The organism is Ellagibacter isourolithinifaciens, from assembly GCF_008831035.1.
In the GTDB taxonomy this organism is placed as follows: domain Bacteria; phylum Actinomycetota; class Coriobacteriia; order Coriobacteriales; family Eggerthellaceae; genus Ellagibacter; species Ellagibacter isourolithinifaciens.
The window spans coordinates 60,757-75,393 of sequence record NZ_WAJR01000008.1 but is presented as its reverse complement, the minus strand read 5'-3'; the positions used below and the strand labels follow the sequence as shown (position 1 = coordinate 75,393).

The following is a 14,637-nucleotide window of genomic DNA, read 5'->3' as shown; positions in this document are numbered from 1 at the left end:
CGCTGCGGGCAAATCCCCTGGGTATCGCTTAGGCCACTGACTTCAGGAAGATGTCGCCCAAAACGACGTCTTCCGCGGTCGTGTCGGCCGAAAGCTCGATGTCCTCGTAGCCTTCCACCGAAGCGGTGACGGTGTAGGGCGCGTCTTCGAGCTCTTTGAAGCGGAACTCGCCGAACTCGTCGGTGGAAAGCGTGGCCACAACCTCGCCGTCGGCGCTGTGCAGTTTCACCTCCGCACCTATGATGACCTCGTTAATCGTGCGGTCCACGAGCACGCCGTACACCCACTTCTTCGGAATGTTGATGTAGCACACGTGCGGGTGAGCGCCTTCGGCGACGGGCATGGGCGTTGCGCCTTCCGGCACGTCCTCCTCGTCGATGTAGGTAAGGGCGCCCGTTGCGCACACGTCCACGCAGCGCGGAACCGTCCAACCGTCATCGAGCAGATGCGCGCATCCCGTGCACTTCTGCGGGATCTCCAGCTTGTCGTTCCAGTAGATTGCGCCCGCCGGGCACGCGTCGACGATCTGCTTTTGGCCCTTGGACTTCTCCGGGTCGATGATGATGAGGCCGTCCTCGCGACGGTACACAGCGCCGTCCTTCGCCGCGTTCATGCACGCTGCGTTTTCGCAATGGCCGCACATGACGGGCGTGTACTGCACCTTCACCTCGGGCACCTTGCCGCGGGTTTCCTGGTTGACCTTGCACCAGAACTGGCCGCTCGTGGGCTGCTCGGCGGCTATGGGGCTCCAATCGTTGCCGCAGTGCTCGTCTTTGCAGGCCATCTGGCAACCGTAGCAGCCGTTGCACAGGCTCGCATCGAACAGAATGGTTTTCATCGTCTATGCCTCCTGCAGGTAGTCGTAAACGTTCGTGCCGGTTTCGGCCGTGTAGTACTGCGTGTCGAACGCCTCGGGGTACTTCTCCTTGAGCGCGTTGATGTCGCACTTGCGCACGCCGACCAGATAACCGCCGGTCACTTCGCCTGCGGCGTTCTTCGAAGAGGTGTTGCTCGGGGCGATCAGGTTGTTCGCGCCGCCGCGGTCGATGCCGCCCACACCGCTCACGATGGGGTCGGTTTCCGCGCCGTGGTCTTGCAGAACCGCGCCCGGGATGATGCGCTCGGACACGTACGCGCCGCCGAGCACGGTGCCGCGCTCGTTGAAGACCTCCACGATGTCGCCGCTCTTGATGCCGAGCTTCTCAGCGTCCACCGGGTTGATCCACACGGGCTCGTAGGCGTAGCCGTCCTCGCCGACAACCTTGCAGGTCTCGATTTCGCGAGTCCACGGGCAGTCGTCGAAGTTGGCGTGGATGCGCCAACGCGGGTGGTTGGACACCAGAAGGAACGGGTAGTCCTTCGCGCGCTCGCAGCTGATGCGCTCGTGGTGCGACTCGGATTCCTCGATCCACTTCGCCACGGGCTGACGCTCGGGGTCGTCGGGGAAGAAGTTCGCAAGGCCGGTGGAGTAGAACTCGATCTTGCCGGTGGGCGTTTCCATCGGGTTGTTGTCGGGGTCCTCGTAGAACTCGATCATGCCGGCGGGCTCTTTGTCCCAGCCCTCGCGGGTGGGGAGCATCTGGTAGCCCTGCTTCTTGATCAGCTCGAGGTCCTGCTCGTCTTCGGGGATGCCGGAACCGCGGTAGCCGATTTCCTGCCATTCCTCGACGGTCATGTCGCCGGTCAGGTGGCTCGCGCAGTCCTCGTAGATGCCGCCGAACTTCTCCAGCTTCTTGGCAACCTCGACGACGGCCTCGTAGTCGGAAAGCGACTCGTACTGGTGGTCGCACGCATGCTCTTCCCAGATGACGGAGTTGAACTGGCCCGAATAGGTGTCAACGCCGAAGTCGTCCAGCTCGAGCGTGGTGGAAATCGGCAAGATCATGTCGGCGAACAGCGTGTCGTTTTCCATCCACGGATGCTCGACCAAGAAGAACTCCAGGTTGGGGTTGGTAAGCGCGTCCTGGAACTCGTTGCCACCGTTCCAGCAGGTGGACCAGCAGGGAGAGTCGGACCAGATCATCTTGATGCCGTGGTCGCCGTCCTGCGGGAACTGGAAGTGCTTGAACTGGTCGGTGCGGTGGTGGCGGCTCGTGGTGTGGCCGTACCATTCCACCTTCTCTCCTTCCTTAACGGTGATGCACTGCGGCACCAACGTCTTCGGAATGAACGACGCGGGAAGCTCGCCCAAAACCGAGCCGTGGTAGCACGCGCGAACCTCGGGAAGGAAGTGTCCCGGGGGCAGCGGGTTAAACGAGTCCATGCCGATAAGGGCCCATTCGATGAATTTCACCTGGTTGCGGCCCGGTTTGCCCACTGCTTGCATAGCGAGCAGGTACACCTCCAGGCGCGCGGGCTCATGCGAATAGCACGAGCGGATGTAGCTGCCGCCGTTGCAGTGGCCGATGGACACGTTGTGCTTGGCCCAGTAGCGCGCGAGCGCCTTGATGCGGTAAGCCGGCACGTGGCACTTCTCCTCGGCCCATTCCGGCGTCTTGGGAACGCCGTCCTCGTTGCCGAGCACGTAGTACTCGAACCAGTCGAAGCCGTCGGTGTGCGTCTTCACGTACTCGGTGTCGTAGGTGCCCTCCGTCATCCACACGTACGCGATGGCGAGCTGCATGGCCGCGTCGGTGTTGGGCAGAATCGGGATCCACATGTCGGAGTGCACGGCGTTGGCGTAGTTCACGTCCGGCGCGATGTGGATCTGCTTCACGCCGATTTCGGTGAACCAGAAGCACAAACGCGACGCCTGCTGGCCCGACCAGCCCCACGGCGTGGTCTCAGGGTCGCAGCCCCAGAACAGAAGCGCGTCGGAATTCTCGGAGATGTCCTTGAACAGGTTGTGCTGATGGGTGTTCTGGCCCAAAGGCTCGTTGCCCCAGGCGTGCTTGGCGCCCCAGTACCAGCCTTCCCAGCTGTCTGGCTGGCGGGCCTGCATGGTGAGGCCGCCCGTCATGTCCAGAAGGTTCGCCATGGTGCCGTGCGGGCCGTGGATCGAACCGGTCTCGCCGTGGCCGTCGCCCTGGCAGAAGATGGAGTTGCGGCCGTAGGTTTCGTCGATGCGCTTGATCTCCGACGCGATGATGTCGGTGGCCTCGTCCCAGCTGATACGCTCGAACTTGGACTTGCCGCGATTTTGCGGGTTGCGCTCGCCGTTGGGATCCCAGTCCACGCGCTTGAGCGGGAAGGGGATGCGGTTGGGCGAATAGGTGCGGGTCTTGTAGATGAAGGTGAACGGGGAGTTCAGCGTCTTCATGCCCGGCTCGAAGGTGTGGCCCTTCGCGTTGATCGTCCAGTAGTTCAAATCCTCTTTGGTGTAATGCTCGTCGTAGTGCACCGGACGCATACGAACAACTTTGCCGTCTTTCGAGTCAACGGCGGTCAGGTTGGCGCCGTTGCCGAAAGAACACAGCGACATGTTCTTGTAGATGGTTTTATCCGATGTCTTCATGCTCCTCCTACTTTCGTCGTTTCTTGCAGAAGCCGCATGCCGTGCGCGGACGCTCGCGGATGCGGCGAGTGATGAGCTCGAGCCCTGCGGCTCGGTGATCCCCCTGCGATGCAGTGTATGGAGCGCGCGGGCGGAAGAAAAACATCGGCTCGTTGACCCGCTTCCCGTTTTCGTGGGGGCAAGGTGGCCCATCGTTCGGGTGGGCTAGCTCAACGAGATGTTGAGGCGTGGGTTTCCCAAGGTCGGTGGGCGGTTTTCCTGCGCATTGAAAGGTTGCCCGCAAACTGTTTGAAGAAAATACACACGCCGAAAAGCACAGTGAGCTTTAGAATTGCTACAAGGGTACTGGGGGAAATCTATCGAGGGGGACGAGTATGAACATCGATTACCTGTACTATTTCATGGACGTTGCCAAGACGAAGTCAATCACGCGCGCCGCGAAGCTGAACTTCATTTCCCCGCAGGGGATGAGCCGCGCCATGAACGAGCTCGAAAAGGAGCTTGGGTGCCAGCTTCTGGTGCGTTTCTCCAACAAGCTGGAGCTCTCCGAAGCGGGCGAGAAGATAGAACCCTATATTTCCCGAACCATCGAAAGCTATTCGCGCCTGCTCGATTTCGCCACGAGCGAATCGCATCTGGAACAGAACGAGAGCCGGTCGATCATGCTCGAATGCCAAAACGTCGCCATGTTGGCGTTTCTGACGCGCGAGGCGAAAGATTACGTCATCGCATCGGATGCCATACATTTCAGGGAATGCCAGAACACGCAGATCCGCTACGACCTTCTGATGAGCGCCGAGGCGAGCGACCCCGCGCCCACGATCGGGCTGGTGTGCTTCTTTCGTCAAAACCACGGTTCCAGCCTCGACGGCATCAACGATTTGGAGAAGGCGGGATTTCAGTATCGGCCGTTTCTGCGCACCTACGACAAGGTGCTCGTGAACGTGAAATGCGACGTGGCGAAAAAGGAAAAGCTAACCGATGCCGATATCGTGGAAAAGCGCATCGCGTGCACCAACACCGAGCTTTCCACGTTGCTCGCGAACCGCTTCGGGCGCGACGCCATCGTGCTCTCGAGCGCCGATTGGTCGCTTCGCCGCCGTATGGTGGAAAGCGATTCGGCGGTGACGTTTCTGCCGGCCATCGCGACGCTCACCATGGAGGAAAGCGAGGATTTCGCGCTGCGCGACATGGACAACCCCTACGGCGTGGAAATCGGTTTTGTGGGCGCGGAGTCGAGCCTGGAAGACGATGCGTTCAAGACACTCATGGACATTCTGCGCCGCTTCTATCTGAAGCACGAGAACACGGGGCTTTTCACCCTGTGCGACTAGGGTCTTCGGCCGCATGGCAATGCTTGAGAACGCATGACCTGCCCCTTTAGCATGCTCTGTCATGCGTAACCCCCTGCTCGGCGAAGCGCGGGACATTTTCTGCCGTGTGCCGTTCAATTGCTTGAAAAATGCAGTGTCGCGGGCCTTAAAGGGCGGGAATCGCACTCGCGTCGCCCATGCGCGAGCGAGCGTGCGACCAAGCCTTCTGCGCCAATTCGCCCTTCCCGTCAAATACAAAGGCGCCCGACGCGTGAGGGGAAACGTCGGGCGCTGTGGAGGGATGAAAAGGGGGATTGTCGATAAGACTTAGGCCTGGGGTGCCTTGGGCGCGGCGGGCGCCTTGGGAGCACCAGGGGCTTTCGGGGCGCCGGGAGCGCCGGGAGCCTTAGGAGCGCCAGGAGCCGCGGGCGCGTGGCCCGGGGTGGAAACCGCGAACCCGCATTCTTCGCACTGCGTTGCGGAAATCGGGTTCTCATGCCCGCACATGGGGCAGGAAACGGTGTTGGCATTTGCCGTTGCTGGTCTGAAGCACATGTCGTTTTCCTCCTTTCGTTTCTTGCTGGCACCTAGATTACGCGACGGCGCGGCGGTTGCACAGCAGCCCCTCGTTGGGCCGCCATCAACAAATCTGGGGGGTTCGAAAACGTGCGAAACGGCCCCTGCTTTTGTTGGGGCGGCTCTGTCTTTCGTTGATGTGACCTCGGCATATCGCGCGCGCGAACAACGTATCATTAAGCCAGTGCAAGCTTTGAGACAAGGAGGCAGAAATGCTTGGACCACTGGGTGGAGACCGACTCTGGAACCCGAAGGAACTCGATAAGTGCAAGGCTGCTGCGCAGGAGCTCGTTAACGCGCAGGACAAGGGCGAGGCCGAGGGCGGCATCATCTACGGCTACATGTACACCATGAACAACAGCGACTACGGCTTCAAGGGCGACGACCTTGAATTTAAGAGTACCGAAGAGATCACTGCGTTCGATGCGAACGGCCAGGTGAAGAACACCTACGTCGTGTACAAGCAGGCGTAAGCGCTTATCGTTAGAAGCCTTGGAATCGAAAGAGGGGGTCGGCATATGCGCCGGCCCCCTCTAATATGAGCAGGATATTGTCAAGAGGCAAAATCGGGCCTGACCCAGTTTCCTGATGAGGCCCCGTTCGCTTTCGATATTTCCTGCACCTGGCCAGCCGTCGTCACGCTGCGCGCTCTATCTGCGCGTTACACGTTCTTCAACAGGATGGTGCTCATGCAGTCGGCGGCGTGCTCGGTCGCGTCCGCGCAGTTCTCCATGTGCTCGAAGATGCGCGACCACACCATCACGCGCATGGTGTTCTCGCAATCGGTGGTGTGCAAATCGCGGATGACGTGCATCAACAGCTGGTCGGCCTCTTCCTCGTAGGTGTTCACCTCGATGATGAGCGACTTGAACTTCTTGGACTTCTTGAAGTTGCGGAAGTCCTCCATGGCCTTGTTGAGCGCCTTGCATTCTTTCTTCAGCAGCCGCGCGAACTCGAGCGCATCCTTGTGCATGAAATGCACGTCGTACATGTAGAAGCGCTGGATTACCTCTTCAAGCTCGTCGATGATCGTGTCGAGCGCCTGGGCGAGGCCGATGATGTCCTCGCGGTCAATCGGCGTGATGAAATCGGTCGCCACGTTGCGGAAGATGTCGTGGTTGATGTCGTCGCCTTTGTGCTCGATGGCGTGCGCCTTCTCCATCGTTTCCTTGAGCGCATCGGCCGTAGAGAAGTCCTCGATGGCCTTGATGAGCAGGTCGGCCTCATCGACCGCAAGCTCTGACAAGCTCTCGAACGCGCTGAAATAGTCGTACTTATGGTGCCTCTTGCCCATTCATCGACTCCTTTTCGCTAAGCGAATTGACCGGAAGAACGCGAGCCCCGGGAAGAGGTCGCGCTGACGCTCAAACGCCCAGAGTTTAACGTGTTCTTTACTGAGTTCCCAACGCGATTCGCGCGAATTGCCGCAGACGATATCAGAAAGCCCCGCAGCGGCGCAATCGGCGGGTTCTTACGCCCACTGCGCGAAGGTGCGGCTCCGCTCGGCTCCGATGGTGGTCTGCCTGCCGTGTCCGGGAAGGACGATCGTCTCGTCGGGCAGAAACGCCAGCTTGCGAAGCGATGCGCGCATCTCCTTCATGCTTCCGCCCTCGAAATCGGTGCGCCCCACAGACCCTTCGAACAGCGTGTCGCCCGAAATGAGGACAGGTGCGCCGCTCTCGTGGTTGCCGAACTGCGGCACGAGGTACCAGCACATGCCACCCTTGGTGTGGCCAGGGGTTACCATCACTTTCCATGCCATGTTGCCGATTTCCACAACGTCGCCGTCCTCGGCGCGAAAGTCGACCGGGCAGGCCTTGAACTTCCAATTGTCGCGAGAGATGGGCTTCTCCCCGCAAATCTCGGGGGCATCGATCTTCGACGCAATCACCGTCGCACCCGTCAGGCGGCGCAAGTCGGCCGCTGCGCCCACGTGATCGGAGTGGCAGTGCGTCAGCACAATCGCGTCAAGCTCGCGCCCGTCGAGCGCGCGCATGATCTCCTCCGCGTCCGATGACGGGTCGACCACCATCGTCGCCTCGCCGTCCGAAATGAAGTACACGTTGTTCTCGAGCATTCCCTGCACGAGAAAACACACGTCAACGCACGTTTTTTTCACCACTCGAAGAGACATTGCCTCAACCTTTCGATAGGAACAGTCCACAGGCAGGCTCAAGCGAGGCACGCGCCCACCACGCCTGCGAACGAACGACCATTACTTCTTCTTCCCCCCTTGCCCGGGGAGCATGCGATGGACGTCGAACACGCCCTCGAGCCCGAGCAACTTGCGCTGCACCGCATCGATGAGCGAGATATCCGACACCTGGAACAAAAAGCGCATCTCAACCATGCCGTCGCGGTGCGAGATGGTATTGCAGGACAGCACGTTCGCTCCCATGTCGGAGAGGACCACCGTGACATCGCGCAGCAGGTTCAAGCGGTCGATCGCCTCGATGTAGATCTCCACCTTGTAAGACGTGCTCGACGGCGCAGATTTCTCCCACTCCACCTCGATGATGCGCTCGGGGTGCTTCATAAGCTCCTCGGCGTTCGGGCAATCGGCGCGATGCACCGACACGCCGCGACCGCGCGTCACGAAGCCCAAAATCTTGTCGCCCGGCACCGGGTTGCAACAGCGCGACAAGCGCACGAGCACGTCATCGACGCCCTTCACGACGATGCCGTTCGAGCTGTGCGCCTCGCGACGCTTCGGCGAGACGACGCTTGTGATCATGGGGGGCATGACGCCGGGGCTCGTCTCAGACTGCCCGAGCACGCCGGCACGCGACTCCTCGTTCCCGTCGTCGACAAGCAGCTTCAACAAGCGATTGCCCACATGCTGCGGGCTTTCCTTCCCCGTGCCGATGTTGACAAGCATGTCATCGGGGCTTTTGTAACCCATGTGCTCGGAAATCGTCTTGATTGCGCGCATCGAGTTGGCGCTCGAGATGCCGATGCCGTGCTTCTTCATCTCGCGCGTCAAGCGGTCGCGGCCTATCTGCAGATCGTCGGAGCGGCTCGCCTTGCTGAAGAATCCGCGGATCTTGTTGCGCGCCGAGGGCGTCTTCACGATGTTCAGCCAGTCGCGCGAAGGCGTGGCGCTCTTCTGCGTGAGGATTTCCACGCGGTCACCCAGCTGCAGCTCGTAGGTCAGCGGCACGATGGCGCCGTTTACCTTCGCGCCCACGCAGTGGTTGCCCACCTCGGTGTGGATGGCGTAGGCGAAATCGACCGGCGTTGATCCCGCCCGCAAGCTCATGACCTCGCCTTTCGGGGTGAACACGAACACCTCAGTCGGCGCTAGGTCGACCTTCAAGTCCTTCAGAAACTCGCGCGAGTCCTGCGTCTCGTCTTGCCAGTCGACCATCTGGCGCAGCCACGCCAGCTGCTGGTCGAGCGCGGCGTCGGCCTTCTCGCCCTTTTCCTTGTAACGCCAGTGCGCCGCCACGCCGTATTCGCTTTGACGATGCATCTCCTCAGTGCGGATCTGCACCTCGAGCGGCCGCCCCGCTGGACCGATGACCGTGGTGTGCAGGCTTTGGTACATGTTGAATTTCGGCATGGCGATGTAGTCTTTGAACCGCCCGGGCATCGGATGCCACAGCGTGTGTACCGCGCCCAGCGCCGAGTAACAATCCTTCACCGACTTCACGATGATGCGCACGGCGATGAGGTCGTAGATCTCGGAGAAGCCTTTGCCTTTGTTCACCATCTTTTGATAGATGGAGTACAGATGCTTCGGGCGGCCCATGATCTGGCAGACGATGTTGACCTTCTTCATCTCGTCGTGCAGCGTGTCGATCACTTCGCCCAAGTACTGCTCGCGCTCGGCGCGCGACTCGGTGACCATGCGGCTGACCTGCTTGTACTTGTTTGGCTCGAGGTAGTAGAAGGAAAGGTCCTCAAGCTCCCACTTCACCGAGTTGATGCCCAGACGGTGCGCGATGGGAGCGTAGATCTCGAGCGTTTCGCGCGCCTTGAAGATGCGGCGATCCTCCTTGAGCGCCGAGAGCGTGCGCATGTTGTGCAGGCGGTCGGCCAGCTTGATCACGATGACGCGGATGTCTTTGCTCATGGCGACGAACATCTTGCGGATGGTGGCCGCCTGCTTGTCCGACAGGCTTTCCACCTCGATGCGCGTAATCTTGGTGACGCCGTCAACGAGCGCGGCCACGTTCTCGTTGAACTCGGTTGCCACGTCCTGGTAGGTGACGTCGGTGTCCTCGATCGTGTCGTGAAGAAGCGCGGCGCACAGCGTCTCGCCGTCCATGCGCAAGTCCGCTAAGATGATGGCGACCTCGACCGGGTGGATGATATAGGGCTCGCCCGATTTGCGCGTGACGCCTTTGTGCGCCGCGTCGGCGAAGCGGAACGCGCGCTCGAGCATGTCGCGCTCGTCGTCGGTCAGGTAACCGTCGGTCAGGCGCTGCAGCTCGACGAAACGCTCTTCCGGGGTTTCCGTCGAGTGAAGCTCCCCCACCTCGGTGGGACGAGGCGCCACCGAAAACGATTTCTCGGGCGTGTACGCGCGCCCAAGCATGACATCATCAACCGTCTGCTTTTCGGAAGACGACTTGAGCGATTCGCCGAGCATTATCTCGTCATCGCCGCCGTTGCGGCCGTTGGTGCTCATGTCAGTCCTCCTTTCCCTTGAAACTAAATCGTAGTGACTTCATTCTACTCGATTCGTCAAAGGGAAAAGAGGACTTGGGGAAACTGGTCGTGCCCCGCGCGGGCAAGGCGTTCGCTACGAGCTTTGGCTTGCCGACGATTCCACCATCGCCTCCTCGAACGCGCGCACGTCGTCGTCGGTTCCCACCGTAGCGAAACCGTTGCGCGACGCCGAATACAGCTCCTCGTACGCATCGAGCGTCTTCTTATCGATTTGACCCTCGTTATAGAGCGCGCGAACGTCGTCGATCATCGCGTCTTCGGATGCGAGGTTCTGTTCGGAAGCGGGAGCGGCGTCGCTTATGGGCATCACGGCGAGCGAATCAGCGCTTACGCTGCCGACCTCGGCATTCGCAAAGTTTCCTGCGGAATCCTTTTCCCATATGCCCAGCTTGTCGCCGAACGAATAGTAGTGGTTCCCTTCAGTGTTGCCATCGAGGCCGTCCAAAACGCGATAGAGGAAAAGCAGGTAGCTCGACCCTTCCTCAAGTTCGGGAGCATCATCGTTCACGACAGCCACCCTGTCGCCAGCGCCACCCTTCATGCGAACGGAGATGACGGACGAGCCGCGCGATGCGGCGTCGTCGGTGAGAGCCTCACCTTTGAAAACGTTGTCGACCTCGAAGTAGTAATCCGTATAATACATTGCCGCATCGATGCCGCCAACGACGGGAATCACCAGAATGGGGTCGGATTTCCCCAGGTAGCGGCCTTCGGCGATAAGGTCGGAATCGTCGCGCAGCGAATCGAAGCTGCACGCAGCGCTAAGGGCGCTCACATGCAGCACAGCTTCCTTAGAATTCGCCTCGGCCGCCTCCGAATCGCTCGAAGAGGAAGCGCCCGAAGAATCACTTGACTGAGCCTGCCCCGCGTATCCGGAGAAGCTACACGCAAGCGCAAGGGCGGCAAGGGTTGTGAAAACGCGCCGTGAGATGTTCATAGCGTCTCCTTTGTCTTAGGCAGCTGCCAGCCTTATGCAAGGCCGACCGACGTTTCGTTCTCGATGCGAGTATCGCATTGTCCTCATGTTGACATAATAATACGTGGAGACATGCCAAAGCGTCAATGTGCGGCAGGATAGGAAGTCGTAAAACACCTGGTAATACGGCTATTTTCCCTTTCAGATTGTTCCCTTTACCGCAGATGCAGCGGCTTCATCTGCGGGGTGATGGGGCCGGACACGCGCTGCTCGAGGCGCGCGCAATCGCAGTCGATCACCCACTCGTAAAAGGCCTTGAAGATGTCGCGCTCGCCTAAGCCCTCGCGATAGCGCACGCTGTCGGTCAGCTCCACGCGCCCGGCGCCTTCCTTCACACGCACCATGCGCGCGCCCTCGCCCGATGCGTAGGCCACATGCGTCTCGATAAGCCCCAGCTCGCGGAAGACCGCAATACCGCACGCCGCCGACGCCGCCGTGATCTCGCAGCCCGCACCGCTCACGATATGCGCGAGTTCGCCATCGGCCATCTCGAAGAACTCGCCGGGCGTCTTGCGCTGCCACGTACGAAGCGTGCGGTACACCTCGGCAAGCACATCGTGATCGGGCGTCATGTCCTGCAAGACGCGGTCGTTGTGCTTCACGTCCGAGCGCCCGAACAGCAGATGCACGCGCGCGTCCTTGCCGTCGCGCCCCGCACGGCCGCTCATCTGGTTGAACTCGATCTCGTTGTACGGCAGCTGGAAGAGCACGACGTTGCGGATGTCGGGAATGTCCACGCCCTCGCCGAACGCCGACGTGGCCACGAGTACCGCGATCGCGCCCGTGCGGAACAACTCCTCGACGCGCGTGCGCTCGGCACGCGAAAGGCCCGCGTTGTAGAAGCCGATGAGCGGCGCCATTTGCGGCACGCGTTTGCGCAGGTTGCGGGCGAGCGCCACCGACTGCTCGCGCGAGGACACGTAGATGACGCTCTTCTCGCCCTGCGCGACGAGCGTCGCCAGGTAGTCACCTCGATTGCGCAGGTTGCGCTGGTCGACCACATGGAGGTTCGTGCGCATGGTGTCGTCCACCACGTGCCCCGCCACGGGGAGCACACGGTCGATATCACTGGTGACAGCCTCGTCCGAAGTTGCCGTAAGCGCGAGCACAACCGGGTTGCCCATCTGCGCGATAGCGCTTCCGAGCTGCGCATATGCGGGGCGATGGCCCGCGCGCGAAAGGCCGATGTGGTGAGCCTCGTCAACTACGACGAAGCCGATGCGGCCGGTAGCCGCGAACTCGGGGGCATGGCATACGAGGAACTCCGGCGTCGTGAGCACGATGTCGACCGAGCCGTCCGCCAGGCCCGCGAAGGCTTGGCGGCGCTCGTCGGGCGCGCTTTCCCCCGTGAGCGTGCACGCGTTGATCCCGAAGGGCGAGAGCGCTTCGTTGATGTGAAACGCCTGGTCAGCAATAAGCGCACGCAACGGGTAGACGAACAGGCTCGCCGTATGGTGCGCGAGCGCTTCGCATGCCGCATGCACCTGGAAGGTGAGCGACTTGCCGCGCCCCGTCGCCATGACGGCGAGCACGGAGTTCCCCGCGCGAAGGCTCGAGAGCACCACGCGCTGCGATTTGTGCAGTTCGCGGTCGCCGATGATCGCCCGCACCACCGCGTCCTCGAGCGCGTCGGGGTCGCTTTGCGCCTTCTGTTCCCATAGCGCGCGGTTCTTCTCGCGCTCCGCCTCGTAGGCCTCGATGTCCTCGGGGCTCTCGCAGCAATCCTCGCAAAGCTCCGCATCGCTCGTGGCATACAGGTCGGCCGCGAACGACAGGTTCTCCGGCTCGAGGCACGCCTCGAGCGCAGGGCACGTGCGTGCAGGCGTAACGGACTGCAGCATCGCCTTCACCGACTTGCGCCCGCGCCAAGTGTCGATCTCCACCTGGAACGCCGCGTTCACCACGCTGTCGGTTGCCATGAGCATGTCGATGTCGGTGCAGTGGAACATGATTCCCGAAATCGACGAGCGACCGTTCGTGAGCGTGCACGAGAAATGGTTCTTCTCGGCGCCGACGGCGCGACAATGAGTGAGCAGCACATCGCGCGCAAGGAAACACGGCGTCGGGTTCTCCTGGCCGAAGGGGGCGACCTGCTTCAACGCCCCCACCGTCTCGAGCGTGAGCTCATCGAGATTGATGCACGTGTCAATCTCGATGAGCGGGTGGAAGTCGTCCTCGGGCAGCTTGTCAAGGTAGTCGCAGAGCGCCTTCGTAAACGCGGGAATGTCCCTAGTCTTGAGCGTGATACCCACCGCCGCCTCGTGTCCACCGAAGCGAACAAGCAGGTCAGACGCCGATTCGACCGCGGCGAACAGGTTCACGCGTCCGACGCTTCGGCCTGAGCCGCGCGCCTCGTCGCCGTCGATGGTCAAAAGGATGCACGGCACGCCGTAGATGCCGACCAGGCGGCTTGCCACGATGCCCTTCACGCCCTCGTGCCACCCCTCGCCCGCAACGACGAGAGCGCGCTGACCGTGGTAGATTTCCGCAGCCTGCACCTTCGCGATCTCGGAGAGCTCGGCCTCGATCGCGCGGCGCTGGTCGTTGAGCCCCTCAAGCTCGGTCGCCAAGCGGTACGCCTCGTCGAAGTCGTCGGACATGAGCAGGTTGAGCGCCAAGTCGGCGTTGCCCATGCGCCCTGCAGCATTGAGGCGCGGAATGAGCGAGAAGCTGAGGTTCGTGCTGGTGAGAGGCTTGCCAACCGCTCCCGACGTTTCGAGCAGCGCAGCGATGCACGGGCGCGGAGCCTTGTTCATCATCTTGATGCCCTCGATCACGAGCGGGCGGTTCTCGCCGAGCATCGGCATGAGGTCGGCCACCGTGCCAAGTGTCGCGAAGTCAACGAAATCGCGCCAGAGGTAGGGCTTGCCGAAGCGAGCACCGAGCGCCTGCACAAGCTTCAGCGCCACGCCCGCGCCGGCGAGCACGCAGCTTGGGCACGTGGCGTCGATCTTCGGGTCGGCGACGGGCACGCCCTCGGGAACCAGGTCCGTAGGCTCGTGGTGGTCGGTGATCGCGACGTCGATCCCCGCCGCCTGCACGAGCTTCACTTCGGCCTTGCAGGCGATGCCGCAGTCGACCGTCACGAGGAAATCGGGGCCGTAGGTCTTCACGCGCTCGAGTGCCGCGGCAGTGATGCCGTAGCCCTCCTCGAAGCGCTTCGGGATGAACGGCACCGTGTCGGCCCCGAGTTCCCGCAGGCCACGGGTGAGCACCGTCGTCGCGGATATGCCGTCCAAGTCGAAGTCTCCGAACACGAGGATGCGGCGGCCCTTCCGCACGGCGTCCTCGAGCGCGTCGACAACGTCGCCGAGCCCAGGGATCAGGTAGGGGTCGAGCCAATCGTGCTTGAACGAGGGAAACAGGAACGCGCGGGCCGCCTTCGGGGTATCGATTCCGCGGCCGACAAGCGTTGCCGCGACGAAACGGGGCAGGTCAAGCTCTCGCTGGAGCACCGATACCATGCGACTCGACGCACGGCGAATGTTGAACTGAGCTGACATGGAAATCTACCTCTAAACATGCATCGTTATCTTTTCTCGCTGCGTATTTTCCCACAATCACCGCATGGTGTCACAGCTCACTTCGACCTTGCGGGGCAGACGGCCGATACGCCGCTCGCGCGAACCAACCATTGGCCCGCC

General features: G+C 61.5%; 10 protein-coding genes. 2 read left to right on the top strand and 8 right to left on the bottom strand.

What is annotated here, in order from left to right:
• Positions 1 to 28: 28 nt before the first annotated feature.
• On the bottom strand, positions 29 to 838 hold the full coding sequence (locus F8C90_RS04830) for a 4Fe-4S dicluster domain-containing protein (protein WP_158049327.1): 810 nt from the start codon (positions 836 to 838) through the stop codon (positions 29 to 31).
• A gap of 3 nt (positions 839 to 841) precedes the next feature.
• On the bottom strand, positions 842 to 3,454 hold the full coding sequence (locus F8C90_RS04825; RefSeq protein WP_158049326.1) for a molybdopterin-dependent oxidoreductase: 2,613 nt from the start codon (positions 3,452 to 3,454) through the stop codon (positions 842 to 844).
• A 374-nt stretch (positions 3,455 to 3,828) separates the two neighbouring features.
• Between F8C90_RS04825 and F8C90_RS04820 the strand changes: the two genes are divergently transcribed.
• Positions 3,829 to 4,788, top strand: a complete 960-nt coding sequence (locus tag F8C90_RS04820) for a LysR family transcriptional regulator (RefSeq protein WP_158049325.1) — start codon at positions 3,829 to 3,831, stop codon at positions 4,786 to 4,788.
• Positions 4,789 to 5,094: 306 nt separating this feature from the next.
• Here F8C90_RS04820 and F8C90_RS04815 read toward each other — a convergent pair whose 3' ends face one another.
• The gene (locus tag F8C90_RS04815; RefSeq protein ID WP_158049324.1) at positions 5,095 to 5,322 is read right to left on the bottom strand and encodes a hypothetical protein; all 228 of its coding nucleotides are present in this window, start codon (positions 5,320 to 5,322) and stop codon (positions 5,095 to 5,097) included.
• Positions 5,323 to 5,555: 233 nt separating this feature from the next.
• Here F8C90_RS04815 and F8C90_RS04810 point away from each other — a divergent pair, with 233 nt between their 5' ends.
• The gene (locus F8C90_RS04810; protein ID WP_158049323.1) at positions 5,556 to 5,816 is read left to right on the top strand and encodes a hypothetical protein; all 261 of its coding nucleotides are present in this window, start codon (positions 5,556 to 5,558) and stop codon (positions 5,814 to 5,816) included.
• 188 nt (positions 5,817 to 6,004) lie between these two features.
• Here F8C90_RS04810 and F8C90_RS04805 read toward each other — a convergent pair whose 3' ends face one another.
• From F8C90_RS04805 to recJ, 5 genes are all read right to left on the bottom strand, one after another.
• Positions 6,005 to 6,637: a DUF47 domain-containing protein gene (locus tag F8C90_RS04805; protein ID WP_158049322.1), complete on the bottom strand. Its 633-nt coding sequence runs from the start codon at positions 6,635 to 6,637 to the stop codon at positions 6,005 to 6,007.
• A gap of 177 nt (positions 6,638 to 6,814) precedes the next feature.
• Positions 6,815 to 7,462 carry an MBL fold metallo-hydrolase gene (locus F8C90_RS04800; RefSeq protein ID WP_343030124.1) on the bottom strand — a complete coding sequence of 216 codons (648 nt, stop codon included), beginning with the start codon at positions 7,460 to 7,462 and terminating at the stop codon, positions 6,815 to 6,817.
• A 96-nt stretch (positions 7,463 to 7,558) separates the two neighbouring features.
• Positions 7,559 to 9,937, bottom strand: coding sequence for a RelA/SpoT family protein (locus F8C90_RS04795; RefSeq protein ID WP_425481726.1), 2,379 nt, complete (start codon positions 9,935 to 9,937; stop codon positions 7,559 to 7,561).
• Between the two features lie 153 nt (positions 9,938 to 10,090).
• A complete protein-coding gene (locus F8C90_RS04790; protein WP_158049319.1) occupies positions 10,091 to 10,954 on the bottom strand; it encodes a hypothetical protein in 864 nt (287 codons plus the stop codon).
• Positions 10,955 to 11,148: 194 nt separating this feature from the next.
• Complete coding sequence (gene recJ, locus F8C90_RS04785) at positions 11,149 to 14,496, bottom strand: single-stranded-DNA-specific exonuclease RecJ (protein WP_158049318.1); 3,348 nt, start codon at positions 14,494 to 14,496, stop codon at positions 11,149 to 11,151.
• Positions 14,497 to 14,637 lie beyond the last annotated feature (141 nt).

Coding starts and splice junctions, on each gene's coding strand:
- F8C90_RS04830 (WP_158049327.1), bottom strand. CDS start 838: ATGAAAACCATTCTGTTCGATGCGAGCCTGTGCAACGGCTGCTACGGT.
- F8C90_RS04825 (WP_158049326.1), bottom strand. CDS start 3,454: ATGAAGACATCGGATAAAACCATCTACAAGAACATGTCGCTGTGTTCT.
- F8C90_RS04820 (WP_158049325.1), top strand. CDS start 3,829: ATGAACATCGATTACCTGTACTATTTCATGGACGTTGCCAAGACGAAG.
- F8C90_RS04815 (WP_158049324.1), bottom strand. CDS start 5,322: ATGTGCTTCAGACCAGCAACGGCAAATGCCAACACCGTTTCCTGCCCC.
- F8C90_RS04810 (WP_158049323.1), top strand. CDS start 5,556: ATGCTTGGACCACTGGGTGGAGACCGACTCTGGAACCCGAAGGAACTC.
- F8C90_RS04805 (WP_158049322.1), bottom strand. CDS start 6,637: ATGGGCAAGAGGCACCATAAGTACGACTATTTCAGCGCGTTCGAGAGC.
- F8C90_RS04795 (WP_425481726.1), bottom strand. CDS start 9,937: ATGCTCGGCGAATCGCTCAAGTCGTCTTCCGAAAAGCAGACGGTTGAT.
- F8C90_RS04790 (WP_158049319.1), bottom strand. CDS start 10,954: ATGAACATCTCACGGCGCGTTTTCACAACCCTTGCCGCCCTTGCGCTT.
- recJ (WP_158049318.1), bottom strand. CDS start 14,496: ATGTCAGCTCAGTTCAACATTCGCCGTGCGTCGAGTCGCATGGTATCG.